Genomic DNA, 23519 nt, shown 5'->3' with positions numbered 1-23519 from the left:
CTTACACAATTTTCAACGTGGAAAAGTCGATGCCTTCAGGCGCCGGTGGTGTCGTGAGCTTCATCGCTTCCAATGCGTTGGTTACAAGTTCCGCGGCCACAAGATTGCGATACCACTTCCGGTTGGCAGGCACAATATACCAGGGAGCACAATCAGTGCTCGTGGCGGCCATCATGTCTTCGAACGCATCCATGTAGGGCTTCCACAGCTTCCGCTCTTCAAGATCCCCCTCGTTGAATTTCCAGCGCTTCTCCGGATCTCGGATACGTTCCTCCAGCCGCTCTTTCTGTTCGTCTTTCGAGATGTACAGAAAGAGCTTGAGCACAGTTGTCCCGTTTTCAGCGAGCAGCCCCTCGAATTCTTTAATTTGATTGAACCGTTGTTTCACCACCTTGTCAGACACCCATCCATGGACGCGGGTGATCAAGACATCCTCATAGTGCGAGCGATTGAAGATACCGATCTGGCCCTTCGACGGCGCCTTCTGATGCACGCGCCACAGAAAGTCATGGCTCAACTCCTCGGACGACGGAGCTTTGAATGACACAACTTTGCAGCCCTGGGGGTTCACCCCCGACATCACGCTCCTAATCGTGCCGTCTTTCCCGCTGGTGTCCATTCCCTGCAGCACGACCAGCAAGGATCGAGTCCCGTTCGCATAAAGCCGCTCTTGGAGTTCGCCCAGCCGACCGATCAACCCCGCCGTGATGGCCTTGGCTTTCTCTTTTCCTTGATCGGTCTTCTTGTAGTCACCGCTGTCATCAGGGTCGAATCGTGCGAGCGACAACGCGCGTCCCGGCTTTACTCGATAGTCTTTCATCAGTGCCTCCCTCCGCCTCGTGGTAGTATCTCCATAAAAATACGCCGGTCCGAACAAAGAATATAGTGCCAGGCCTGGCACATGAACGCCTCCCACCTTGCGATTTATCGAAACCACGGGCATAGTGCGGCTCAGCAGTACACCTACCGGGAGGATGAACGATGAATCGACTGGCAGCAGAAGCGATCGGCACGTTTTGGCTGGTGTTCGGGGGATGCGGGAGCGCCGTGCTGGCCGCCGCCTTTCCACAAGTCGGGATTGGCCTGCTCGGTGTATCCTTCGCTTTCGGACTGACCGTCCTCACGATGGCCTATGCCATTGGCCATATTTCCGGCTGCCATCTAAACCCGGCCGTCTCCGTGGGCCTCGTGGTCGGTAAACGTTTCCCGGCCAGCGATCTCCCTGGATACATCGGCGCCCAAGTACTCGGTGCGGTCCTCGGAGCCGGAACGCTCTATCTCATCGCCAGCGGGAAAGCTGGCTTTGACCTCGGCGGCTTCGCCTCCAACGGGTACGGAGAACATTCCCCGGGCGGCTATTCGCTCATGGCCGCGCTCCTCACCGAAGTCGTACTCACCTTCATGTTTCTGTTCATTATCCTGGGAGCCACCGACAGCCGCGCACCCCAAGGCTTCGCGCCCATCGCAATCGGCCTGGGCCTGACGCTCATCCACTTGATCGGCATCCCGATCACCAATCTCTCCGTCAACCCGGCGCGCAGCACTGGCCCCGCCCTCTTCGTGGGAGGCTGGGCGCTCGGCCAACTCTGGCTCTTCTGGATCGCCCCGATCATCGGTGCCGCATTGGCAGGAGTCGCCTATCCTCTGATCGCAGGCAGCCCGAAACGATAAGGTTGGAGTTCTCCAGGCACAGAGCGAGAAGAGAGAGAACAGGCTACGGCAGTTTCGGGGCGTCCTGGGCGCAGCGAAATCCGACGTTCGGATCATGCTCGGTGGGATCGCCTTTCGTCCGAAAAGACGACCGGAGCCGATAGGGATTGTTGATATAGGAGCCGCCGCGTTGCACCTTCGCGGTGCCCTCGACCGGTCCACGCGGGTTGATGGCAGGATTCTTCTTATAAAACTCTTCGTCGTACCAGTCGGTCACCCATTCGTACAGATTGCCCGCCAGATCGTGGACACCATAGGGACTTTTCCCCTTGTCGCGATTGCCGACGGGAGAAACCGTGTCCGCCCCTTCTTTTAACCCGAAGACCGCATGGGCCGGCGTCGGCGCATCACTCCCCCAGGGATAGATCCTTCCATCCGCACCTCTGGCGGCTTTCTCCCATTCTGCCTCGGTCGGCAATCGCTTCCCGGCCCAGAGACAATAACCCATGGCTTCCATCCAGTTCACCCATCGGACCGGACGATCCGAATGGACCACCGGGGTCTCCTTATCCGCGAAGCCCCAAGGCGGTTCACTCTGAATCGCCTCGACAAACTTCGCAAATCGGCCGTTCGTCACTTCGAACTTATCCATATAGAAACTGTCGAGGAAGGCACGATGGATCGGCTGCTCGTCGTCATCACCCTTGTCGCTCCCCATCGTGAACTCACCGGCTGGGACCAGCATCATGGGAACAGCATCTTTTCCGGTGATCTCGGCAGGCAGTTGGGGCGGACTGACCGGCTTTGAGGTGGCTCCAGCAGTAGAAGGAGGATGTACCTTTCCAGGTGGCTTCGGTTCACTCTCTGCCACATGGGGCTTGGGTTGGGCTGGGGCTGGAACTTGAGCTGGTGCTGGAACCGGCTCCGGCTTGGCAAGCGGCGCTTCATTCGCCAGTGAAAGATCGTTGGTGATCCATAACACCGACAACAAGCCGAACATCATGCCGTGAATCATGTTCCGAGACTGCATCATCGACGGTCTCGTCTCCGTGAAAGAGCAGGTGCTTCGTGCACCACCAGACCAGGGTACCGAAAACCGTGAGGACAAATCTACTCTTCTGCCAGTCTCGAATGGGCGATACGCTATTTCATATGGTAGAGGACAAGAAAGACTGCAGATTTGACCCGCCGGCATTCATCGCAATACAGCGATGAAGAGCCGGCGGCACGCACGATGCGCGATTTGGTGGAGGCGAGGGGAGTTGAACCCCTGTCCGAAGACCTTCAGCACAACGGATCTACATGTTTAGCCGATCGTTTTAGTTTCGCAGCCACCCACGCCCACCGGCTAGCTTAGACTGGCCACTAGCCCAGTATTGTCTCGTCCTCAGCCGCTGAGCACCAGCTTTGGACCAGCCCGCTGTATCGCGCTCCGACCACCCCCGCGGGCCTCAGGTGGAGGAACGTCGCAGTTATTTAAGCTGCGAGTGCAAATTCTTGGTTTGCAGTTACATTTTCCCGGAGGATTTACGAGACCCCGAGAGCTCGACATGCACCGCTGACCTTAGTATCCCCGTCGATTCCGGTCGCCCCCTTTCTTGTTTGCGTGAAACGGAAGACATGAGAGGAACCTCGCTCACGTCTTAGATACTCATCATACTGCACAGGTCAAGGGTTTGCCAGAGATGATGTAGGACCGATCTGGCTACTCAGGAGAAGGCCGCCAAGAAGAATGCGACAACCGCGGACCAAATGTCCTCGCCCCCACGCCTCAATCATCCTGCGGGTCTCTGGTCCGGCGGACTCCAGGGGAATGGCCAGCAACCTGTTATTGGTCGGTACCAAAAAGATGAGTGTATAGGGCCAGTTAGCAAAAATGATGAGGGCACCGGTCAACCATAACCAATGTCCGGTCTAAATATAGGCGATGACCCCGACCAGAGCCGTCACGGCAACCAACGATCCTTGCAGGTTGAAGCCGCGCTTGTAGCTTGGCTTCCACTCTGCCAGCAAAGCCCGATCCTCAAGCCCCAGACGCGCTGGCTGCTCCACCAACGTAATATAGAAGGCCGCTCCTGTGAATAACGATGCAAGGACTAGCGCGAATAGACCGATGACCATAAGCTCCTCCTTCTCATGCACGCTTCGAGCAGGCCCAGGCTATCACCAGGGAGTATCCCGTAGCTTGGAACCAGTTTCTATCAGCTGCGCCGCTCAATCGGAAACTTCCGTTCCCGCCAGGCATCGAGGCCCCCTTCGAGCGGACGGACACGGTGGACGCCTTTCTTCTTCAAAAGAAATGCGGTGCGGGCACTGGACACTTCGTTCGGACAGGAGCAGTAGAGGATAATGTCCCGGTCGCGCGGAATTTCGTGATGGCGATGTTCGATCTCCTCCATCCGAAAGTTCAAGGATCCTGGGATCGTCTCGGGATCCAACTCCAGAGCCATCGGATGCCGCACGTCGACAATGGTGATGAGATCGCCGGCATCCATACGCTGCTTCAATTCATCCACGGTGATCTTCGCCATTCGGAGATCTCGCAGAAACTTCTGCCGGTGAAGGAACTTATAGGCGATAAATCCGACCAGGCCGACCCCGATGATCATGAGAAACCAGCCACCGGTCTGGTCAATGAGCAGAGCAACCTGTTCAAGTTGGTTGCTGAAGAGCGCGCCGATTCCGGCGCAGACCCCGACCCAAATCAGCGCCCCGGCTGTATCGTACAAGAGAAACCTTGCGGCCCCCATGCCCACGATGCCGGCCAACGGAGGAGCCACCGTGCTGAATCCAGGGATGAACTTTGCAAAGAGCAGCGCGCGCCATCCATGCCGATGAAAGAGATTTTCCGTATCCCTCACGCAGGAGTCTGGCTCCATCGACATCCGGCATAAGAAACCCAGCACCTTCCCCCCCTTCAACCGACCCAGGTAATACCAGGCGAGGTCGGGAGGCAGCGACGCGGCAACAGGAATCAGCAGCGCGGTCAGGACGCTCATCTTGCCGGCTCCTACGAGTGCGCCGGCGGCAATCAAGAGGGGAATAGCAGGAATCGGCAGGCCCACCTGTTCGATAAACACAACCCAGAACAGGACCGAGGCGCCGTGATCGACAAGAAACTGCACGGTGGTCATACGGCAAACCCGTTCATGTCAGGCGCTCTTGAAGCGAGTGACCTTGGCAAACACAATTGCGGCGAAAGGGAGGGCCAGACCTAACAATAACTGCACGATGAGGAGGGAGCCGAGCTGGCTGTAGTCGGCGGGAGTCTGAATCGCACCGGAGGCTTGGTCATGAACCTCCCGCGTGACCACATAGACATCATTCATATATTTGGTTCCGAGCTGGCTCAACGACAGGGCCAAATTGGTGAACGACGCCATCACGGCAAAAAACGTGGCTTTCAGATTTGCGGGGGCACTGTTCGCAATCCAGGCGAGCATCGGAATCATGGAAATTTGACCGAGGGGCGACTCCAGCGCCGTATCGATCAGCGCAATGAAGCGGGCATCGACCACACCTCCGGTCATGCTCGCCGTCCATTCATGCAAGCCGTAGAACATGCTCACGATTGGAAGGGTCAGCACGGTACCGATCACCGTGAGAAACCCCACCACATACGCGATCGACCGCTCGGCCATAAAACGGCGAAAGACAAACATGCCAGCCAGCGTGAGGGTGCTCCCGATCAGCGAGAGGATGGAGAGAAACTGCTGATCGAACTTCAGATGGTCGATCATCCACCAGGTCGTCCCAGGCCCCGTTCCTGGAATCGCGCGAAAGATAAAGACCACCACGGCTGTCCCGACCAGGGTGAATCGCTTGTCAGGCTCCAGCTCCCGCACCAGTCGAGACATCAGAAACAGGACAATGGCCATCGAGCCGGCAAACACAATCTCTTCGCTATAGGAGAAGCCGCCGAAACCGACCGTCAAAGTGAAGAGGACAAACACGAAGCTCCCGCCAAGAATGTACCAATTGGGCTTCGTCGGTTCGCCGGACGATTCCCGTGCATCGACCATTTGCCGAGCCTGCTCACGCGAGAAACCCTGCTGAACAAGCTGTTGCCAATGTTGCCGTTGCAGCCACCAGGCTACCCCCAACCCAAGAACTGAGACGAAGGGGATGACAAGCGCCATGAGGTAGACCTGCTTATACAGCCGTACGATCTCTGCCTGTGGAAGCCCTTCCGTCCCGGTGAAAACATAGACGTTGATCATCGCCACCAGGATCCCGCCTCCGACAATCGCCACGCGGCCAAGCGTCTGCATCGTCGTATGCATGAGCTTCCTTGTCGGCTCATCGAATGGCTGCCCTCGCTCATCCACACGAGGCACGGCTTCGACCGTCATCGCATCCGCCACCGCATCCTGCAGCACATACCCGATAGGAGCCAGGAGTGCGCTCATCACAAACCAGACCTCGGCTGGTAGGATTGCGGTCATCCCCTCGCGGGCACCGATCAACGCCGCCATGATGGCCAGACTGGCGGCCAACAGCCCGGCTCCAAGGCCCACGAGCCAGCCTTTCCAGCGCCATAACAGATCGACCGTATGTCCGATGGGCATCTTCAATGCCCAGGGAATGCCGGCCCAGAAACCCAACGCGGCAAGGAACGAAGCGGAAAGTCCCAGGTAGTCTTTGACGAAGAAGGTTCCGACAATACCGGTAAGGCCCGAGATCCCGTAGGCCATGTAGACCATGAGCGGCGGCAGGTACGAGAGCCGCATATCACGGCCGAGGGAAAGAATGTTGCGATCGACCCACTGGACCAGCCGCATAAACATCGCTATGACCCCACCCTGGTGGGCTGGCGACGTTCGACCAACGCCTGCAACTTCGCGCGCATCTCATCAGCCGGTAATCGCGTCCGATCCCCATGCCCGGCCAGAACCCATTCGAATGGGTAGTCGAGGAGCTTCCTGATCGAGTCCACCAGCACATGTTTTCTCCAGACCAGCCGGCTCGGAGCGCCGAGCATCTTCTGCTCGGAGTCCCACCAGAGATGATCACCCGTGAAAAGGAACCGATTCTTGTAGAGGAGAGCCATGCAGCCTGCCGTATGGCCTGGCACAGGAATAATCAGAAACTCCGGCGAGACCTCGACGCTGTCGACTCCTTCGATGATCCATTCCGCATCCGGAACCGCTTCGATGTCCGCCCGATGAATCATCCGCTTCGCGCCGAAATGTGCAGCGTACTTCTCTGCATCGGCCACATCGTCTTTATGCGTGAGAAAGATGCGGGCAATGCCGCCCTTTCGTTCGAAGGCCTCGACGAGATGCTTGATGTAGCGCGGCGAATCGATGAGCCAGTTGCCGTCAGGATGTTCGATGAAAAAGCTGTTCGCACCGAACGATTTCTCTGAGTTGAAGCCACAGTAGGAGACACCGCCCTCCAGATGGATCGGAAAGCTGGCCATCGCGTCCTGCATCAGAGACTTGTCACTGTGCTCGGTGCCGATCGAACCGACGGGGCAGGCGAGTAGCGCTTGATAGGCCTGATGGAGAAGCCCTTGTTCGGCCGGCTGGCTGGTGACTGCCGAGAAATCGCCGACTTCCTCGAAGCTCATCGGAGCTAATTGGCGGCAGGTGTCGCAGTTGATACAGGTCGCATCGACATAGAAATTTCCAGCGATATTGGAATCGAGTCGTTTCTTCTGATCGGCCATACCACAACCTCTAGAGGATGACTCCTACGCCCTCTTCTTTCGCGCGATCGGCCGCACGCCAGAGATACCAAGCCGCCGCCGTGCGATAGGGTCTCCAGCGCTCTCCGTATCGCAACACCTCGTTGGGCGCCGGCATCGCACGCCGATCGTAGGCGATGCGGAACCCGTTACGCACACCGAAGTCGTCGACCGGCAGGACATCGGGACGGCCCAGCTGGAAGATCAGCAACATTTCGACCGTCCAACGTCCGACGCCGCGCACCGCCACGAGACGTTCGACAATCGCATCGTCCTCAAGCCTCTTGATGACACGACCGTGCGGCACGGTACCATCGAGCGTCTTCGCAGCCAAGTCGCGAAGCGCCGCCACCTTCGCCTGCGAAAACCCAGCGCCTCGAATCATCTGCTCGTCCATCGCCAGTAGATCGGCCGGTTGAGGAAAACGCCGAGCCGGAAACAGGGCAACGAACCGGCGCAAAATACTGTCAGCAGCTTTCTCGTGCAGTTGTTGGTTCGCAATCGCTCGTGCCAAGGACTCGAACGGCGACCGACGCGCTCGGGGCGTTAACGTGAAGGGGCCCACCTCGCGGATCAACCGGCGCATCACTGGATCGACCCTCGCCAGAAACTTCGTCTCAGGACAATGCCCGGTCATCCGATCCTATCCACTCGTCGAACAAGCTCTAGCCATGACTCATAATGGCATCGGCTTCGATTTCAACCAGCATGTCGGGATCGATCAAGCGCTTCACCTCCACCATCGTCGTCGCAGGTCTGATGGTCCCGAACACTTCACCATGCGCGCGGCCCACCTCCTGCCATTGATCGATGTTCGCCATGTAGATGCGCGTCCGCACGACATCGGCAAGCGAAGCGCCGGCCTGCTGGAGCGCCGCTTCGATCGTTTTGAAGGTCTGAATCGTTTGGGCATAGGGATCCCCCTTGCCGACCAGGCCGGAAGAGGTCATCGCCGTCGAACCGGAGACGGAGATCGAGGTACCAACACGCACCGCCCGTGAATAGCCGATCTTCGCTTCCCAAGGACCACCAGTGGAAATATTCTGCCGTCCCATCTCTTTCCTCCTACATCACGATGCCGCCGCCGGCATGAATATTCTGGCCCGTCAACCAACGGGCCTCCTCGCTGACGACGAACGCCACCACATCGGCGATGTCTTTGGGTGTACCCAGCCGCTTCAACGGCGACATCTGGATACCGATCTGGCGAAACGGCTCGGTCATCATGCCTGTCTCCGTAAACCCTGGCGACACGGTATTCACCGTAATCCCACGTGAAGCGAGTTCCTGCGCCAGTCCCTTCGTATACTGTTCCAGCGCACCCTTGCTGCCAAGATAAGCCGTCGCGCCTGGAAAACTCAAATGGGTTCCATCGGTGGAAATGTTCACGATGCGGCCACCCTCTTTAAGGGTCTTAGCCGCTTCCTGCATCGCGAAGTAAGGACCCTTGGCGTTTAAGCCGATCACCTGATCGAAGTCGGCTTCGGTCGTGTCCATGAGGGGTTTTGGCATAAACTTCCCGGCATTATTCACGAGAATATCCAGCCGCCCGAACTGCTTCACCGTGTCGATCACGAGCCGGCGGGCCTCCGCCACCTGACTGATGTCGGATTGCACCGCAACGGCTTTCCCGCCCCTGGCCTGAATGCCCGTGACAACCTGTTGCGCTTTCTCAGCACTGGTCCCGTAATTCACCACGACAATCGCGCCCTCTTCGGCCAAGCGCTCCGCGATCGCTCGCCCGATTCCGCTGGACGATCCGGTCACGATCGCCACCTTTCCACTGAGTGAGGCCATGTTATCTCCTTTACCGTGCTGAGTACCGGATATCTCTCTGCTACTACTCATTGAAACCAGAACAATACGCGAGCCGAGCGAGTCGATAAAGACTCACTGCCTCATCGACGATTTGGTGGATACCCTGTTTCGACTCGATCCTTGAACAGTCTCTCGACTCACTCCTTATCAGAGAAGAGGCGAGGGCTGTTCCCAGGTTGCCGAGTACACCAACTCTGTGAGGGGCTTCCGGACTCTTGGCTGCACTTCCCTTGCCCGCAGGCGATCCGACAGCACGGCAGGATCGCCCGGATACCCGACCGCGATCATGGCCACCGGCACATAGCCCTCGGGAATGTGACAGTCCGCCCTCGCCTGATCGCTTCGAAACCCCGCCATCTGATGGGCGACCAGCCCCAACGCCGTACCCTGCAGCACGAGGTTCTCTGCCGCCATGCCCGTGTCATGCAATGCATGGGCATTCGGCGAACCGTCCTCAAACTGAAGTTGCGCCACGGATAACATCAGCACCGGCGCGCGGTAGGCCCATTTCTGATTGCCTTCGACCAGGCAGTTGAACAATCGTTCGTACTCGGTCGTATTCTCTTTGGTCACAACCAAAAAACGCCAAGGCTGTCCGTTATTCGATGACGGCGCCCAGCGAGCCGCTTCAAACAGACTGCGGAGCTTCTCCGGCTCGACCGGCCGATTGTCGAAGGCGCGGGGACTCCACCGCTGACGTAACAGGTCGTGGATGGGATACTGCGTCTCTGCCGGTTTATCCATAACCCTATTATCCTTTGCTCAGGTCTTTTTGTCGGGCCATCTCGGGAGACCAACCGCCGCCAAGAGCCTTGTAGAGTTGCACCACCGAGACCAGATGCAGACGGCGCGTGCCGGTCAGGGACAATTCCGCCTCAAAGAGATTCCGCCGCGCCACGAGCACATCAAGATAGTTCGCCAATCCACCCTTATAACGGAGTTCAGCCAACTTGAGCGCTGACTGCAGGGCCGTCACTTGTTGTTGCTGCGCGTCGGTTTGCACTCGCACCGTCCGCACCGCCACGAGTGAATCTTCCACTTCACGAAACGCGGTCAAGACCGTCTGTTCATACTGCGCGACAGCCTGCCTGGCTTGCGCCTCCGCCGCTTCCTGCTGAAACCCCAGGACCTGTCCGTTCAACAACGGCGCAGCCAGTCCAACCCCGGCTACACCAAAGGAGGCGGGATCGGTAAAGAGCTGGGATAGCTGCGGGCTGGCCACACCAAGCAACCCCGTGAGTGAAATCTTGGGAAAGCGCTCAGCCTTGGCCGCTCCGATACGGGCCGTCGCGGCTGCGAGCTGTTGTTCTGCCTGCAGCAAGTCCGGCCGTCGCTGCAACAGTTCCGAAGGCAGACCGGGCGGTACGGCAGGCGGCATTACCTGATCCGTGAGGGCACGGCCCCTGGGAATCGAAAATGGTTTGCGCCCCAGCAACACGCTCAATTGGTTTTCCGCCTGCACCATTTGCCGTTCGAGCTCCGCCATCCGTGCAGCAGCGTTGGCTCGTTCCGCTTCAAACTGATCCGTGTCGAGGCGCGACGTCATGCCCTGTTTCAGCCTGGCTTGCGCAATGCGAACCGACTCTTCCCAGGATTGCAACGTCCGCTTGGCGATATCCAACTGCATATCGAACTGGAGCAGGTTGAAGTAACTTTCTGCGACGCCGCTCACAAGTTGCAACACCACCGCCCGCCGATTCTCTTCCTTCGAGAGGAGATCGGCACGAGCCGCTTCGTTCGAGCGCCTCACACGGCCCCAGAGGTCAAGCTCCCAGGTGAGAGTGCCCTGGAGATAATAGTTGAAGGGATTGGCAAAACCGGGAAAGAGGAAGATCGTCTTCCGTCCCAAGGACGGTGCATTCCCGGAAACGGACATTCCTGGAAGATAGTCCGAGCGGGCGATCAGTGCACGGGCTTGGAATTCATCGACCACTGCGACAGCGCGCTGGAGATCCTTATTTTCTTCCAGCGCGATACGCATCAACTGTTGCAACGGCTCATCGCGCAGGAGTTCCCACCAAGGCAAATTCGCGATCGACGGAGCGTCCAGCGATGCGTCGGCCATCCGAAAGCTCTCTGCCATATCCGTCTTGGGGCGTTCGTAGTCCGGTCCCATCGCGCAGGACATGAGAAAACACGAGAGGCCAATGACAACTGGCTTACGCATCTTGGGCCTGATCCTCCGGAGATGATGTCATCGATAGTTCCTCCGCGACTGGCTCTGCCAATACACGACGCTGGGTCAGCCGACGAATGACCACATAAAAGAGCGGCACAAAAAAGATCGCAAGGAAGGTGGCCCCGAGCATCCCACCCATCACACCGGTTCCAATCGACTGACGGCTTGAGGCCCCCGCGCCTGAAGCCACGACCAACGGGACCATCCCAAAAATAAAGGCCATGGAGGTCATGATGATCGGCCGGAACCGCAACCGGGCCGCTTCCAGCGCGGCCTCGATCAACGGGCGTCCCGCTTCATAGCGGGTATTGGCAAATTCGACGATCAGAATCGCATTTTTTGCCGACAGGCCGATCAAGGTTACCAGTCCGATCTGGAAATACACATCGTTCTCGAAACCGCGCATCCACACGGCTGACAAGGCGCCGAAAATGGCGAAGGGCACGGCCAGGATCACCGCGAAGGGAACCACCCAGCTCTCGAACTGGGCGGCCAGCACGAGAAACACCATCAAGAGACCGACGGCAAAGACCTGGGTGGACTGGCCGCCGACCCGCCGTTCCTGGAAGGAGATGTTACTGTAGTCGATCGCGTAGCCCTGCGGCACGAGCACCTCTTTGCCCACGCGATCGAGCGCTTCGAGCGCCTGACCAGAACTGTAGCCTGGCGCTGCAGCACCCAACACCAGGGCTGTATTATATCCGTTGAAGTGATTCACCGGATCCGGTCCGCTCTGATACTCCGTCGTTACCACCGTGTCGAGGGGAATCATGTTGAAGCCCTGGGCACCCTGAGCCCGCACATAGATCTTCGAAATATCCTGAGGGGTGGCCCGATACTCCGCCTCCGCCTCTGTCTGCACGTGATAGACGCGGCCGAATTTGACAAAGTCGTTAATGTAGAAATTCCCGAAGTAGGCTTGCAGCGTGTCGAAGATGTCAGAAATCGGGATTCCCAGCGCCTTCGCCCGCTCCCGATTCACATGCACGTACAGCCGCGGCGAGGACACACGGAAGTTCGTCCCGACCCGACCGATGGCCGGCTCCTTCTGTACCCGATCGACGAACTGCTGCGCGACCGCCGCAAACTTCTTAAAGTCTCCGCTGCTGGGGTCTTGCAGCTGTGCAGAGAATCCGCCGACCGCCCCGACGCCACGAATCGCCGGCGCATTGAACGCCAGCAGCAAGGCTTCAGGGATCTTCGCAAATTCTCCATAGGCCGCCCCGACCAACGCCTTCGCATGATTCTGCGGCTCCGCGCGCTCATCCCAGAGTGTCAGCGGCACGAACATCGTCGCCGAGTTCGGCCCTCTGGTGCCAAAGACGAAGTTTTGGCCGGAGAGCGCGTCGGTTGAATGAACCGCCGGGTTTGCCTGAAAATACCGTTCGACCCGTTCGAGCACCGCATCGGTCCGCTGCTTCGATGCGCCGTCCGGTAGTTGCGCGACGACGATGAAATACCCTTGGTCCTCTTCCGGAAGGAAGCTTTTCGGCAGCGCCTTGAAGAGACCGGTCGAGACGGCGAGGAGCACTCCGAACAACAGCATCACGACAACCGGCCGCACCATGAAGGCGCCGACCACACCCATATAACCACGCTGCGTCCGCCCGAACGTCCGGTCGAAGAAAGCCCAAAACCCACCACGCGTTTCATGCTGCGGGAGGAGGACCATCGCACAAAGCGCCGGGCTCAGGGTCAGCGCGACAAAGCCGGACACGGTGACCGAGATCGCAATCGTCGCGGCAAATTGCTTATAGAGCGCTCCCGTGATCCCGCCGACAAAACCGACGGGGACGAAGACAGAGACCAGCACCAACACGATGGCGATAATCGGCGACGTCACTTCGCTCATCGCCCGCTTCGCCGCGTCTTTGGCCGAGAGACGATCTTCACGCATGTGCCGTTCAACGTTTTCCACGACCACAATCGCGTCGTCGACCACGATCCCGATGGCCAGCACCATTCCGAATAGGGTGATCGTATTGATCGAGAATCCCAACGCATACAGGCCAATGAAGGTGCCGATCAGCGAGACCGGCACAGCGACGGTTGGAATGATCGTGGCACGCCAGCTTTGGAGAAACAGATAGACCACGAGCACCACCAGGACCATGGCCTCGGCCAACGTCTTGACCACTTCTTTGATCGAGACTTCGATAAAGCGCGTAGTGTCGTAGGGAATATCGTAGGACACCCCGGGGGGGAAGTTCTTGGCCAGCTCATCCATCTGCGCGCGTGCGCGACGAATGGTGTCCAGCGCGTTCGCCCCGGGAGAAAGAAACGTCAAAATAAATGTCGTGGGCTTGCTGTTCCAGCGCCCCTCAAGGGCATAGGACTGGGCACCCAGTTCGATGCGCGCGACGTCCTTCAGCCGGACCGTGGAGCCGTCCGGCAATGCACGCACGATCAGTTCCTCGAAGTCCTTTACATCGGTCAGTCGGCCCTTCGTGATGATCGGAATCGTCAGCTCGGTGCCCTTCGGCGCCGGTTCCCGCCCGATCGTCCCGGCTGGATAATCGCGATTCTGCTCTCGAATGATCGCCGCGATGTCGGTCGGCATGAGACCCAGTTTCGCCATGTGCAAGGGATTGAGGATGATCCGCATGCTGTAATTCTGCTGTCCGAATACCAGCGCATCCCCGACGCCCTTGACCCGCTTCAGATCGTCGACCAGCCGAAGCGTGGCATAGTTCGAGAGGAAGACCGCGTCATGGCGGGGATCCGTGGACTTCAGGACGATGACTGCGACGAGGTCCGGAGACACCTTCTTGACGGTGACACCCTGCCGGATGACTTCCGTCGGCAGTTGCGGCTCGGCGAGCTTTTCACGGTTCTGGGTTTGGACCTGAGCGATGTCAGGATCGGTGCCGATCTCGAACGTCAGCTTGATCGTGACGTGTCCATCGTTGCTGCTAGTGGAATCGAAATACAATAAATTATCGATGCCGGGAAGCGTGACCTCGATCGGCCGGGCGACTGATTCTGCGGCAACTTCCGCGCTGGCGCCTGGATAATCCGCATCGATCTGCACGACCGGCGGGGTAATCTCCGGAAACTGGGCGACAGGTAGAAACTGCAGCGCGAGCAGGCCCATCACCACAATGACGATGGAGACCACCGACGCAAGAATAGGCCTGTCGATAAAGACGTGCGACGTCACAACCAATCTATCCTTATTGAGAGGTGGGAGGAGTGACGTCCGTGGCCGGGACATTCGTCCCTCCCCAGGGAATGGCCTTCACCGGAGCGCCGGGACCGATCTTCATCAGCCCATTCACCACCACGCGATCGCCCTGGTTGAGGCCGCTGTCGATGAGCCACTGGTCCCCTTTCCAGTCGGACGCGGCCACGTCGCGAATGGCGATCTTCTCGTCTTGATTCACCACATAGACGAAAGGACCCTGCGGGCCCTGTAACACGGCGCGCTGGGGAATGAGGATTGCGTCCGTCTTCGTATCGCCGGTAAACCGCACCTTCACAAATTGCCCCGGCAGAAGACTGCGCTGGGGATTGGGAAAGGTGATTCTGGTTTGACGTGATCCGGTCTCCGTTCGCAAGCCTGGCTCCAGGAGATCGAGCACCCCTTCATGCGCATAGGCCGAGCCATCCATCAGTGTGAGCTGTCCTCGCAACTGGTAGACCCCCGGATGGGTGATTTTCTTCGACTCGATGTCCCGCCGCCGCTTGAGGATAAACGTCTCCGGGACACTCACGACGACATACATAGGGTCAACACGATGGACCACCGTCAATAAATCCGTTTGCGCAGAGACTAGGCGCCCTTCGTAGTAGCGGCTCCGTTCGATCAATCCGGTAATGGGGGCCGTGATCAGCGTATTGTCGAGATCGAACTGCGCCTTGGTCAACTCCGCCTTCGCCCCTTGCAGCAGCGCTTTGGCGGTGAGATCGCCGGCCACGGCATCGTCGACATCTTTCTGACTCACCGCCTGCTCCGCCAGAAGCGGTTTGACACGCGCCAGATCCTGTTTCGCCTGCACCAGCCTCGCTTCCGCCTCGGCAATCTTGGCTTTCGCGATCGCCACGGCGGCTTGGAAGGGAACGGGATCGATTTGATAGAGGCGGTCGCCCTTCTTGACGTCACGCCCCTCCTGATAGAGCACGGCCTTCAGCAGGCCGGTCACTTGCGAACGGATCTCCACCGGACGCGAAGCCTCGGCTTGCCCGATAAATTCCGGTTCGTCCGGGATCGTCTGACGAACCACCGTCATTACCTCGACTTGCGAGACCTGAGGAGCCGGGGCGGATCCCGCATCTTGTTTACAGCCAACAGGCACAGCCAGCAAAACAGCCGAAAGCCCGTAGGACACGATATGTGCAACCCTATGTCTTGTTACCATGATCAAACCAATTCCATTGTAGAGGAGCCGCTCAGTCTACCTCTTTATGCTCAGAGTTCTCTACCTCGCACCTACGATCAGAGCACAAGGGGCTTGATCGGCGACACCACAGCCGCCGGATCGCTCTTCCATACCGATTCATCTGCGTCCACATACAACTCAATCTCATTCCCATCCGGATCGCGCAGATAGAGGCTTTGGCTCACCGTATGATCGCTCATGCCGTCGATCGTGATCCCGGCCTGCTCCAGCTCTTTCTTCGCCGTACGCAACTCGTCGAGACTATCTCCGACCTTGATACCGATGTGATAGAGCCCTCGACGGCGTCCTTCGAGTGGACCAGGCGCAGCACCGACCTGAATCAACAGCAGCTCGTGATGGGTCCGTCCAGAGGTCAGCGCTGCCGCCGCACCGTTGAAAATCCGTCCAACCTCCTTGAAGCCCAACAGATCCCGATAGAAGGCAAGGGACTGCTGCAGATCTTTCACATAGAACACGACATGGCCGAGATAGTGAGCCCTCATTCCTGCACCCCACAGATAGGAGACACGATTCGTAAATACATTCTACCTCTACCGATGACTTACCCGGTCGGCTCACGATCGAGCTGATGGGCCTTCCGTCCACCACGGGCAAGCGGATGCTCAGGAATCTGACCGCCGATCATGAGCGTCGCCAAGTCCGCCGCGCGCACAACGAGTTCTTGCGCCCCTTTCCGAAGTTCCTGGCTATTCTGGACCTCTTTGACATTCCGCTCCATGTCCTCGGCACTCCAACCCCTTGAATGGGCAATGAATGGAAACTGTGAGAACTGGCAGCCGACTTCGGCGAAAAAGGTCATGAGTTGTCCAGCCACCCCCTGGACGTTATCTTGCCCGCCCATGATGATGAATGCCGCCACCTTGTTCTTGAGCAAGTGTTTATTCGCAATGGTCTCCTGATTTTGGATACAGTTCATCCGCTCGACCATCTTGTAATACAGACTACTGGCGTTGCCCCAGCAGATGGGGGTGGATATCAGAATCACATCGGCCCAATGCACGATCGCTTCGTACACGCGGTCGAGCTGATCCCTCGGATCCATCTGAGTGATCGAACAGGGCCAGGTACAGGCCTGAGCCGATTTGGAATAAAACCCTTCACAGGATCGAAAGTTCAACTCGCGGAGCTTAATGCATTGCGTTTCCAGTTTCAGCGCGCTCCGGGCATGGTCCAGCGCCACGTCCAACATCGCGTCGGACGTGCTGTACCGTGGATGTTCCGTCGTCATAGCCGTCGTCGAGATCCCCACGACGCGGATCGGGCCGGCCTGGCGCACCACCGGGCGTGCGAGCGGATGGGGCTCGTGCTTCTGCTTCTTTCGTTTCGTCGCCGACGACAGGTCGATAGAGAGCCGGCCGTTCTCCACTTTGGTCGCATAGGCAGGAACCTGATCCTGTTCGTACCCCGGTTCTCCTTGACCGGTCTGGCGATGAAATTTCCAGTAGTGCCAGGGACAGACCACATAGTCGCCGTCGATCGTGCCCTCACCCAATGGACCACCGACATGATTGCAGACCCCGGAGATCGCGGCAAACAAGCCGTCTTTATACGTCAGCGCGATGGTTGTCTTCCCGGAAGAGACTTCCTGCAGAGGCGTCTTCTTCAGCTCTTCGACGCTTCCAATGTCCGTCCATTGTCTGTCCGGCATCACAGGCTCCCTCGGTGATGAGATCTCGGTGCCTTACTTGCTCGCACCGCTATCGTAGTAGTACCGCTCGTGGATGATCTTGCCGTTCTTCCACTTCGCCACCACCACTTGCTCCATATGGACCGGCTGCCCATTGGTGGCAATGAAGTCCATGTTGCACTCATAGAAGGTTGTGTCATCGCTCACAGCCTGAGCCGTCACGTTGAATCCTTTCCACTCCTTGACGCCGCTCATGAACTGCTTTTCCCGCTCGATATTTGCCGTCTGGCCTATCGTTGGGGGATTGGCATTCTCCTGCATCTTCACGTCTTTATCATAAAACTCCGTGACTGCTTCGATGATCTTGCCCTGACGGATGTAGCCCAACAGATCGTTCAGCCGCTGTTGTAGATTCGCCGCGCTCATGATTGTTTCTCCTTTCGAGGTTGGCTCGTGAATGTAATCCCGGCCTTCTGCACTTCCTGATAGGGAAGAAGCCAGACCAGCGATTCGTCGCTGAGATCGCCAACCTGAATACGGTTTCCCCAGGGATCGCGGAAGTCGCACCGAAAACCCGGCCGCATCTTCAGCTTGTATTTGCTCATCAACTTACGCCGGACTTCTTTGATCTGCTTGGCATCCCGGACCATCAGACCGAAATGTTTCACACGGTCCGGTTGCAATGTCTCCACTTCAAAGATCGCCATGAATTGATGCTCGCCCAGCTTGCACCAGGCTGCGCCTTCGCCACCGGTGAGCATGGTCAAACCAAAGACATCGGCATAAAACTGCACCGCCTTCTTGGCATCGGTCACTTCGATCACGATATGGTTACAGCCATAGACCTGAACGGCCATTACGCACCTGCCTTTCTTGTCAGCTGATCCACTTCGACCTTCTTGAAGGCTGCAACGAATCGATCCGGGGGCTGCGCGCCGGATAGCGCATAGGTCCCGTTCAGCAGGAAATAAGGGACGCTGCGAATACCGAGCCGATGTCCCGCCGATTCTTCAGCCTTCACCTCTGCCGTTCCATCCTGACCTCTGAGAAATGGCTCGGCCTTGAGCCCGGCACGGTCGGCCAACTGCGCAAGGATTGAGTGCGACCCGATATCCGCACCCTCTTCGAAGTAGCCGTTGAAGAGCGAGTCGACCATGGCGTTTTGGCACCCCTCTTGTCCCGCATACCAAATCAGCCGATGGGCCAAGAAGGTATTGGGCGTCCGCGCAATCTTGTCGAACGCAAAGGCAATATGCTCATCAGCGCCAGCCGCAAGGACCTGCTCTTCCATCTGGCGAAACGCATCCAAGCTTCCGAACTTCGCTTCGAGATAGGCTGTGCGTTCGAGGCCTTCTTTCGGCATCGTCGGATTCAGTTGAAACGGCCGCCAGGTGATCGCCGGCTTTACCAGACCCTTCGAGTCACTCAGTGCCCGCTCCAACCGACGCTTCCCCACATAACACCAGGGACAGACGACATCGGAATAGACCTCGATGTGAAGCTTCGTCTCCATCACGATAAATGTCCCATCTTGCCCGCTTGATAGTCCTGCACCGCCTGCGTCAATTCGGCCTTCGTGTTCATCACGAAGGGACCGTACCGGGCGATCGGTTCATCGATCGGCGTGCCACTCATGACTAACAGGCGGCTGTCCGCCTGCGCATCGATCAGAATCTGCGAGCCGTTCCGCTCATTGACGATGAGTTCGGCTTCACCGGCTTCCCAGGACCCATTCACCGAGACAGGGCCCCGCAGCACAAAGATCGAGCTGTTGTCCCCCTCGGGCACCGTCAACGAGACACGACCTCCCGCGTTCAATTGAACGTCATACAAGTGAATCGGCGTGAACGTACGCGCCGGGCCTTTCTGTCCTAAATATGATCCGGCGATCACCCTCAATGTCCCATGACCATCCAGATCAATAGCCGGAATATCGGCGTTCAGAATCGTCTGATAGCCCGGCGGAGACATTTTTGACGCGCGCGGCAGATTCACCCACAACTGAATCGCGTGGAGCGTGCCGCCTTTTTTCGCAAATGCCTTCTCGTGAAACTCCTCGTGGACGATCCCGGACGCCGCCGTCATCCATTGCACATCGCCAGGTCCGATCACCCCGGCATGACCGGCGGAGTCGCGATGGGCCAATACGCCTTCATACACGATCGTGACCGTTTCAAACCCGCGATGTGGATGTTCTCCAACCCCACGCGGATGGTCCGTAGGAGAGAAGTACTGCGGCCCCGCATAATCGAGCATGAGAAACGGATCGACTGCTCGATCGAGGTCATTACTCGGGAAGAGATTCCTTACGGGAAATCCATCGCCGACCATGTATGCGGACCCAGGCTGATAAACACCGAGTACGGGCTTTGCTGTTGTCGTATCTGTGGCCATAATGGCCTCCTTTCTTACGCCAGGCCTCGTAATGCCTCGGCAAGCGTCACCGTACCCCGAATACGCTGCTCAGGACGTTCGTATCCAATCGCGCCCTTGGCGAATGCTGCGTACATCTCTTCGAATAAGGTTGCCGCTTCCGTGGAGAAGCCGAACGACGTGAACGTCGGCACCACCGCGCTGAGCGGCGCATGTTGCGTCGACACCGACTTCCCAAGAATCTGGCCCAGGGCCGCGGCCACCTCTTCCGGACTATATTCCTCGGGACCCGCCAGCTCCACAACCTGTTTGCCCTGGCCGCCCGCAATCAACCGTTCAGCTCCCGTGCGGCCGATGTCCTTGGTCGAAATCATCGGCACCTTCGCCATCGGCGCGATGAAGGTCGGCAGGCGGCCCTGCCCCTTGGCCATACCGATCCCCGGTACCCAGTTATCCATGAAATAACAGGGACGCAGGACGGTCAGATGCTTGGCCACAGCCCCGAGCGCCTGCTCGCCATAACGAGCGGCCTGGATAGGCCCTGTGCCTTTCGCAATGTGGGCGCCGATTGACGACAAGAAGACGACGTGCGGAACTCCGCTGGCCTTCACGGCTTCCGCGGCCTGATCCATCCGTTGCCGTTGTTCGGAGAGCCAGGCCGTTGCCCCGTAGTTTGGTGGAACCAGCAAATAGAGACCCGACGCGCCTTCTAAGGCTTTCGTCATCGCCGGCACATCCTCCAACGAGGCGACCGCAACCTCCGCCCCCTTCGCGTTCCAAGACGCAGCCTTCTCAGCCGAGCGCACCACGATTCGTACCGGCTGCTTCCGATTGAGCAAGGTCTCGACGACCGCTGATCCTGTATTCCCTGTGGCACCCACAACAACAAACATGATGGAGCCTCCTGTGCCCGGCAACCGTTACAACTTCTCAGTGATGATACGATCCGCTGACCACCGGCCCGCGCCTGTGATGAGCAAGGCCACAGCGATGCCGATCACCAAGAGATGATACTCGTAACCTTCACCCTGTTGTTTCCCGAACCAGTTCATAAAGAATCCGTTTGTGAGATGCGAGGTTGTAATGGCGCCAAGCATGATCACGATGAAACTCGCCGCCGTGAAGCGCGTCAACAGCCCGAGCAACAGAGCGATACTGCCGAAGGACTCTCCCACGATCACCAAGAAGGCGACGATCCAAGGCAAATGCATGGTCTCCGTGAAAAATCCCATGGTTCCGGCGAATCCGAACCCGCCATACCAGCCCAATAATTTCTGGGCTCCATGCGGAAACATCACCAGTCCGAGTGTTACACGGAGAATAAGACCGGCCCAGTTGTTGTCTGTGTAAAATAATTGCCGCATCACACACCTCCTTGAATGGTCTAACCACCTCGTCCGATCGCCGAACATTGCACTGCCCGACATGTCGATTATAATAGTCCTAGTTAGCACAATATCAATAGAGAAAATCCGTCCCCTCTTTTCTTTGTAAAATTGTGAGTGGGATCAATCGGTTCGAGCGAGACAGCAGGAAACGGACCCGTGCGAATTAATCGCGCCGCGATCCTTTCATCGCCCGTTCCACTTCGCGGCTGGCTTCACGCGTCTTGTCGGATTCCCGGCGGTCATGCTGTTTTTTGCCTTTCGCCAACCCGAGTTCGACTTTGGCCAGGCCACGATTGGAAAAATAGATTCTGAGCGGGATGATCGTCAGCCCCTGCTGCTGCGTCTTGACGAGGAGTTTATTGATCTCCTTGCGATGGAGCAGGAGTTTCCTGGTGCGGAGCGGTTCATGATTCGAAAGGTTGCCGTGGCTGTAGGGACTGATGTGGCAATGGTGGAGAAATATCTGCCCTTCTCTCACACTGGCATAACTATCTGACAGGTTCACGCGCCCCTCACGGAGAGACTTGACCTCCGTGCCCTGGAGCATGATACCCGCCTCGAACTTCTCTTCAATAAAGTAGTCGTGGTACGCCTTACGGTTCGTGACCACCGGCCGTTCAAAACTCTCTCTCTCTTTCCCCATCAGGCATCAGACTTTCATTGCCAAAGTATAAGCGCGGACAGCATTCGTTCTAGAATACCAGGAAAAGACCATCCGAGTATGACCGGGAGCCGGCTACTGATTGCCTCAACCGATTTTGCTATGATGGCCCCATGGGCGGACTCAGCTCCAACGATTCAGTATTCAGCGTCCTCGAAGGACTGGTTCGCCGTCTTGGGCTCGAATCCATACTGCTCGAAAGCCGCTTGCGGCGGAATTGGGTCTCCATCGTCGGGGAACCCATGGCCTCGAATACCTGGCCCGATCAGATTCGATACAAGAAACTCTACCTCTTAGTCCACAATAGTGTCTGGCTCCACCAACTCACCTTCCTAAAACCGACGCTCATCGAAAAGCTCAACAGAGTAGTTGGTTCAGAACTCATTACGGACATCGTATTGCGGGTAGGGACGTTGCCGAAAGTCGACCGTGCTGCCGCAGTGCCTGAGGTGCATCACGCGCCGGCCTCCCCACCGAGCGACGCGCTACTCGCGGAGATCTCGGCGCATGTGACCACGATTCAAGACCCGGAGCTCCGCAATCACCTGGCGCAGCTCATGGCGCAGGCACTGGCTCAACCGCCTGGACCAAAGGCACGTTGAGCGGTCCTTTGAAGAGCTGGTGGGCATAGACCTTCGTCGCCGGCGTCTCAGGACCCTCCAGCATAGGACCGATCCGCCCTTCTTCGTCCGACTCCGTAATCTGATACAGCCCCCGTAAGGCTTTTCGAAACCCGTCGCGCACATCCCGATCTTCACCGGTCAGATACTTGTGAAGCATCATCGGATCAGCCCAGGCATCGAGAGAAAACACATAGAGGGTGAGTCGGCGGTAGCGGTTGGTCGGATCGTCCGGCGTCGTCGGCCTCACTTTGAGCGACCCGAAATTTCTCGATTCGCGGCCGACTTTGCGGAAACGCTCGATCAGCGTTTCGATTTCCTGATCGCTCGTCCACGAGGGGACATGAATCGCAACGGCCGTCTCTTCTTGCGATCCGATGCTAAAAGGAGGGATCGAACGATCGGGACGGCTCAGATACATCCCGCCCCAGATCAGGACAAACGACCCGACGAACACACCGAGGGCCATCTTGACGACCGTATCCAGCGGCTTCTTCGGCTGAGATTCGGACGGGGTCGTTGAAGAAGCATTCTGTTCGTGCATGGTAAAGAGGATAACGCCGCGCTACCCCTTACGCGCTACCCTCTTCAGGGAGCACTTCAACCGCTTCCGCCAACCGCGCGACAGCCACAACCCGGTCGCCCTCGCCATCGAGATCGAGAATGCGAACGCCCTGAGTATTGCGGCCGATCTCGCGGAACTCATCCACCTTGCACCGAAGCACCTTGCCGTGAGCGGCCATCAGCATGATTTCATCGCCGTCTCGGACTTGAAGAAACCCGACAGCAAGCCCGTTGCGCTCATTGGTCTTTACGCTGATAATGCCTTTCCCTCCACGTCCCTGGATACGATACTCATTCACCGGCGTGCGCTTGCCATAACCACCCTCAGTAACCGTGAGTATCTGCGTGGTGGAGTCGGGAGTGATGGTTTCCATCCCGATGACTTCGTTGCCTTCTTCCAGCGTAATGCCGCGCACCCCGTGCGCCGTGCGGCCCATCGGCCTGGCTTCGTCTTCCTTGAAGCGAATCGGGATACCCTTCATCGTGCCCAACAGGATTTCCCGCTGGCCGGCGGTGACATGCACGCTGAGGAGCCGATCTCCCTTCTCCA

General features: G+C 58.0%; 27 protein-coding genes and 1 other RNA gene. 2 read left to right on the top strand and 26 right to left on the bottom strand.

Features of this window, described 5'->3' with window-relative positions; all coding sequences use genetic code 11:
• Window position 1: 1 nt before the first annotated feature.
• The gene (locus tag Q7U76_15105; GenBank protein ID MDO8357712.1) at window positions 2-820 is read right to left on the bottom strand and encodes a polyphosphate kinase 2 family protein; all 819 of its coding nucleotides are present in this window, start codon (window positions 818-820) and stop codon (window positions 2-4) included.
• Window positions 821-981: 161 nt separating this feature from the next.
• On the opposite strand from Q7U76_15105, the gene aqpZ reads away from it, so the two are divergent.
• The gene (gene aqpZ / locus Q7U76_15100) at window positions 982-1671 is read left to right on the top strand and encodes an aquaporin Z (protein MDO8357711.1); all 690 of its coding nucleotides are present in this window, start codon (window positions 982-984) and stop codon (window positions 1669-1671) included.
• A 43-nt stretch (window positions 1672-1714) separates the two neighbouring features.
• Here the strand turns inward: aqpZ and Q7U76_15095 are convergent, their stop codons facing one another.
• From Q7U76_15095 to smpB, 23 genes are all read right to left on the bottom strand, one after another.
• Entirely contained in the window at window positions 1715-2683 is a 969-nt protein-coding gene (locus Q7U76_15095; protein ID MDO8357710.1) for an SUMF1/EgtB/PvdO family nonheme iron enzyme, read from the bottom strand.
• 211 nt (window positions 2684-2894) lie between these two features.
• Window positions 2895-3244, bottom strand: a transfer-messenger RNA (tmRNA) gene (ssrA, locus tag Q7U76_15090).
• A 74-nt stretch (window positions 3245-3318) separates the two neighbouring features.
• Entirely contained in the window at window positions 3319-3546 is a 228-nt protein-coding gene (locus Q7U76_15085; GenBank protein ID MDO8357709.1) for a DUF1772 domain-containing protein, read from the bottom strand.
• Window positions 3547-3564: 18 nt separating this feature from the next.
• A complete protein-coding gene (locus Q7U76_15080; GenBank protein MDO8357708.1) occupies window positions 3565-3771 on the bottom strand; it encodes a hypothetical protein in 207 nt (68 codons plus the stop codon).
• Window positions 3772-3851: 80 nt separating this feature from the next.
• Window positions 3852-4784 carry a VTT domain-containing protein gene (locus tag Q7U76_15075; protein MDO8357707.1) on the bottom strand — a complete coding sequence of 311 codons (933 nt, stop codon included), beginning with the start codon at window positions 4782-4784 and terminating at the stop codon, window positions 3852-3854.
• A gap of 18 nt (window positions 4785-4802) precedes the next feature.
• A complete protein-coding gene (locus Q7U76_15070) occupies window positions 4803-6437 on the bottom strand; it encodes a hypothetical protein (protein MDO8357706.1) in 1635 nt (544 codons plus the stop codon).
• Between the two features lie 2 nt (window positions 6438-6439).
• Complete coding sequence (locus Q7U76_15065; GenBank protein MDO8357705.1) at window positions 6440-7321, bottom strand: MBL fold metallo-hydrolase; 882 nt, start codon at window positions 7319-7321, stop codon at window positions 6440-6442.
• A gap of 10 nt (window positions 7322-7331) precedes the next feature.
• On the bottom strand, window positions 7332-7976 hold the full coding sequence (locus tag Q7U76_15060; GenBank protein MDO8357704.1) for a DNA-3-methyladenine glycosylase 2 family protein: 645 nt from the start codon (window positions 7974-7976) through the stop codon (window positions 7332-7334).
• 28 nt (window positions 7977-8004) lie between these two features.
• Window positions 8005-8394 carry a RidA family protein gene (locus Q7U76_15055; protein MDO8357703.1) on the bottom strand — a complete coding sequence of 130 codons (390 nt, stop codon included), beginning with the start codon at window positions 8392-8394 and terminating at the stop codon, window positions 8005-8007.
• Window positions 8395-8404: 10 nt separating this feature from the next.
• Entirely contained in the window at window positions 8405-9136 is a 732-nt protein-coding gene (locus Q7U76_15050) for a glucose 1-dehydrogenase (protein MDO8357702.1), read from the bottom strand.
• 168 nt (window positions 9137-9304) lie between these two features.
• Window positions 9305-9901, bottom strand: coding sequence for a nitroreductase family protein (locus Q7U76_15045; GenBank protein MDO8357701.1), 597 nt, complete (start codon window positions 9899-9901; stop codon window positions 9305-9307).
• Window positions 9902-9908: 7 nt separating this feature from the next.
• Window positions 9909-11324 (bottom strand): efflux transporter outer membrane subunit, encoded by a 1416-nt coding sequence (locus Q7U76_15040; GenBank protein ID MDO8357700.1) that lies wholly within the window; start codon window positions 11322-11324, stop codon window positions 9909-9911.
• Window positions 11317-14496 (bottom strand): multidrug efflux RND transporter permease subunit, encoded by a 3180-nt coding sequence (locus tag Q7U76_15035; GenBank protein MDO8357699.1) that lies wholly within the window; start codon window positions 14494-14496, stop codon window positions 11317-11319. The genes Q7U76_15040 and Q7U76_15035 overlap by 8 nt, the downstream gene beginning before the upstream one ends.
• 13 nt (window positions 14497-14509) lie before the next feature.
• Window positions 14510-15694 carry an efflux RND transporter periplasmic adaptor subunit gene (locus tag Q7U76_15030; GenBank protein MDO8357698.1) on the bottom strand — a complete coding sequence of 395 codons (1185 nt, stop codon included), beginning with the start codon at window positions 15692-15694 and terminating at the stop codon, window positions 14510-14512.
• Window positions 15695-15771: 77 nt separating this feature from the next.
• Window positions 15772-16218: a VOC family protein gene (locus Q7U76_15025; GenBank protein ID MDO8357697.1), complete on the bottom strand. Its 447-nt coding sequence runs from the start codon at window positions 16216-16218 to the stop codon at window positions 15772-15774.
• Between the two features lie 59 nt (window positions 16219-16277).
• On the bottom strand, window positions 16278-17384 hold the full coding sequence (locus tag Q7U76_15020; protein MDO8357696.1) for an NAD(P)H-dependent oxidoreductase: 1107 nt from the start codon (window positions 17382-17384) through the stop codon (window positions 16278-16280).
• Window positions 17385-17417: 33 nt separating this feature from the next.
• Entirely contained in the window at window positions 17418-17789 is a 372-nt protein-coding gene (locus Q7U76_15015; protein MDO8357695.1) for an ester cyclase, read from the bottom strand.
• The gene (locus Q7U76_15010) at window positions 17786-18220 is read right to left on the bottom strand and encodes a VOC family protein (GenBank protein MDO8357694.1); all 435 of its coding nucleotides are present in this window, start codon (window positions 18218-18220) and stop codon (window positions 17786-17788) included. Before Q7U76_15010 ends, Q7U76_15015 begins: the two co-directional genes overlap by 4 nt.
• On the bottom strand, window positions 18220-18876 hold the full coding sequence (locus Q7U76_15005; protein ID MDO8357693.1) for a DsbA family oxidoreductase: 657 nt from the start codon (window positions 18874-18876) through the stop codon (window positions 18220-18222). The genes Q7U76_15010 and Q7U76_15005 overlap by 1 nt, the downstream gene beginning before the upstream one ends.
• Window positions 18876-19757, bottom strand: coding sequence for a pirin family protein (locus Q7U76_15000; protein ID MDO8357692.1), 882 nt, complete (start codon window positions 19755-19757; stop codon window positions 18876-18878). Before Q7U76_15000 ends, Q7U76_15005 begins: the two co-directional genes overlap by 1 nt.
• A gap of 14 nt (window positions 19758-19771) precedes the next feature.
• Entirely contained in the window at window positions 19772-20629 is an 858-nt protein-coding gene (locus Q7U76_14995) for an NAD(P)H-binding protein (protein MDO8357691.1), read from the bottom strand.
• Window positions 20630-20656: 27 nt separating this feature from the next.
• A complete protein-coding gene (locus tag Q7U76_14990) occupies window positions 20657-21100 on the bottom strand; it encodes a DoxX family protein (GenBank protein MDO8357690.1) in 444 nt (147 codons plus the stop codon).
• 187 nt (window positions 21101-21287) lie between these two features.
• Window positions 21288-21767, bottom strand: coding sequence for an SsrA-binding protein SmpB (gene smpB, locus Q7U76_14985; protein MDO8357689.1), 480 nt, complete (start codon window positions 21765-21767; stop codon window positions 21288-21290).
• Window positions 21768-21898: 131 nt separating this feature from the next.
• Here smpB and Q7U76_14980 point away from each other — a divergent pair, with 131 nt between their 5' ends.
• Window positions 21899-22387, top strand: coding sequence for a DUF721 domain-containing protein (locus Q7U76_14980; GenBank protein MDO8357688.1), 489 nt, complete (start codon window positions 21899-21901; stop codon window positions 22385-22387).
• Here the strand turns inward: Q7U76_14980 and Q7U76_14975 are convergent.
• Together Q7U76_14975 and Q7U76_14970 are read right to left on the bottom strand one after the other, a co-directional pair.
• A complete protein-coding gene (locus Q7U76_14975) occupies window positions 22341-22949 on the bottom strand; it encodes a hypothetical protein (GenBank protein MDO8357687.1) in 609 nt (202 codons plus the stop codon). The genes Q7U76_14980 and Q7U76_14975 overlap by 47 nt on opposite strands.
• Window positions 22950-22977: 28 nt before the next feature.
• Window positions 22978-23519, bottom strand: a 542-nt coding sequence (locus tag Q7U76_14970; protein ID MDO8357686.1) for a DNA gyrase C-terminal beta-propeller domain-containing protein, incomplete at its 5' end; no start/stop codon positions are given.

Source organism: Nitrospirota bacterium (assembly GCA_030645475.1).
GTDB lineage: Bacteria > Nitrospirota > Nitrospiria > Nitrospirales > Nitrospiraceae > Palsa-1315.
The sequence above is the reverse complement of the archived record's forward strand: the minus strand, read 5'-3'. Positions and strand labels throughout refer to the sequence as shown.

What these genes read in the sequence shown, in the direction of transcription:
- Q7U76_15105 (MDO8357712.1), bottom strand. Translation starts at nt 820, where the DNA reads ATGAAAGACTATCGAGTAAAGCCGGGACGCGCGTTGTCGCTCGCACGA.
- aqpZ (MDO8357711.1), top strand. Translation starts at nt 982, where the DNA reads ATGAATCGACTGGCAGCAGAAGCGATCGGCACGTTTTGGCTGGTGTTC.
- Q7U76_15095 (MDO8357710.1), bottom strand. Translation starts at nt 2,683, where the DNA reads ATGATGCAGTCTCGGAACATGATTCACGGCATGATGTTCGGCTTGTTG.
- Q7U76_15080 (MDO8357708.1), bottom strand. Translation starts at nt 3,771, where the DNA reads ATGGTCATCGGTCTATTCGCGCTAGTCCTTGCATCGTTATTCACAGGA.
- Q7U76_15075 (MDO8357707.1), bottom strand. Translation starts at nt 4,784, where the DNA reads ATGACCACCGTGCAGTTTCTTGTCGATCACGGCGCCTCGGTCCTGTTC.
- Q7U76_15070 (MDO8357706.1), bottom strand. Translation starts at nt 6,437, where the DNA reads ATGTTTATGCGGCTGGTCCAGTGGGTCGATCGCAACATTCTTTCCCTC.
- Q7U76_15065 (MDO8357705.1), bottom strand. Translation starts at nt 7,321, where the DNA reads ATGGCCGATCAGAAGAAACGACTCGATTCCAATATCGCTGGAAATTTC.
- Q7U76_15060 (MDO8357704.1), bottom strand. Translation starts at nt 7,976, where the DNA reads ATGACCGGGCATTGTCCTGAGACGAAGTTTCTGGCGAGGGTCGATCCA.
- Q7U76_15055 (MDO8357703.1), bottom strand. Translation starts at nt 8,394, where the DNA reads ATGGGACGGCAGAATATTTCCACTGGTGGTCCTTGGGAAGCGAAGATC.
- Q7U76_15050 (MDO8357702.1), bottom strand. Translation starts at nt 9,136, where the DNA reads ATGGCCTCACTCAGTGGAAAGGTGGCGATCGTGACCGGATCGTCCAGC.
- Q7U76_15045 (MDO8357701.1), bottom strand. Translation starts at nt 9,901, where the DNA reads ATGGATAAACCGGCAGAGACGCAGTATCCCATCCACGACCTGTTACGT.
- Q7U76_15040 (MDO8357700.1), bottom strand. Translation starts at nt 11,324, where the DNA reads ATGCGTAAGCCAGTTGTCATTGGCCTCTCGTGTTTTCTCATGTCCTGC.
- Q7U76_15030 (MDO8357698.1), bottom strand. Translation starts at nt 15,694, where the DNA reads ATGGTAACAAGACATAGGGTTGCACATATCGTGTCCTACGGGCTTTCG.
- Q7U76_15025 (MDO8357697.1), bottom strand. Translation starts at nt 16,218, where the DNA reads ATGAGGGCTCACTATCTCGGCCATGTCGTGTTCTATGTGAAAGATCTG.
- Q7U76_15020 (MDO8357696.1), bottom strand. Translation starts at nt 17,384, where the DNA reads ATGCCGGACAGACAATGGACGGACATTGGAAGCGTCGAAGAGCTGAAG.
- Q7U76_15015 (MDO8357695.1), bottom strand. Translation starts at nt 17,789, where the DNA reads ATGAGCGCGGCGAATCTACAACAGCGGCTGAACGATCTGTTGGGCTAC.
- Q7U76_15010 (MDO8357694.1), bottom strand. Translation starts at nt 18,220, where the DNA reads ATGGCCGTTCAGGTCTATGGCTGTAACCATATCGTGATCGAAGTGACC.
- Q7U76_15005 (MDO8357693.1), bottom strand. Translation starts at nt 18,876, where the DNA reads ATGGAGACGAAGCTTCACATCGAGGTCTATTCCGATGTCGTCTGTCCC.
- Q7U76_15000 (MDO8357692.1), bottom strand. Translation starts at nt 19,757, where the DNA reads ATGGCCACAGATACGACAACAGCAAAGCCCGTACTCGGTGTTTATCAG.
- Q7U76_14995 (MDO8357691.1), bottom strand. Translation starts at nt 20,629, where the DNA reads ATGTTTGTTGTTGTGGGTGCCACAGGGAATACAGGATCAGCGGTCGTC.
- Q7U76_14990 (MDO8357690.1), bottom strand. Translation starts at nt 21,100, where the DNA reads ATGCGGCAATTATTTTACACAGACAACAACTGGGCCGGTCTTATTCTC.
- smpB (MDO8357689.1), bottom strand. Translation starts at nt 21,767, where the DNA reads ATGGGGAAAGAGAGAGAGAGTTTTGAACGGCCGGTGGTCACGAACCGT.
- Q7U76_14980 (MDO8357688.1), top strand. Translation starts at nt 21,899, where the DNA reads ATGGGCGGACTCAGCTCCAACGATTCAGTATTCAGCGTCCTCGAAGGA.
- Q7U76_14975 (MDO8357687.1), bottom strand. Translation starts at nt 22,949, where the DNA reads ATGCACGAACAGAATGCTTCTTCAACGACCCCGTCCGAATCTCAGCCG.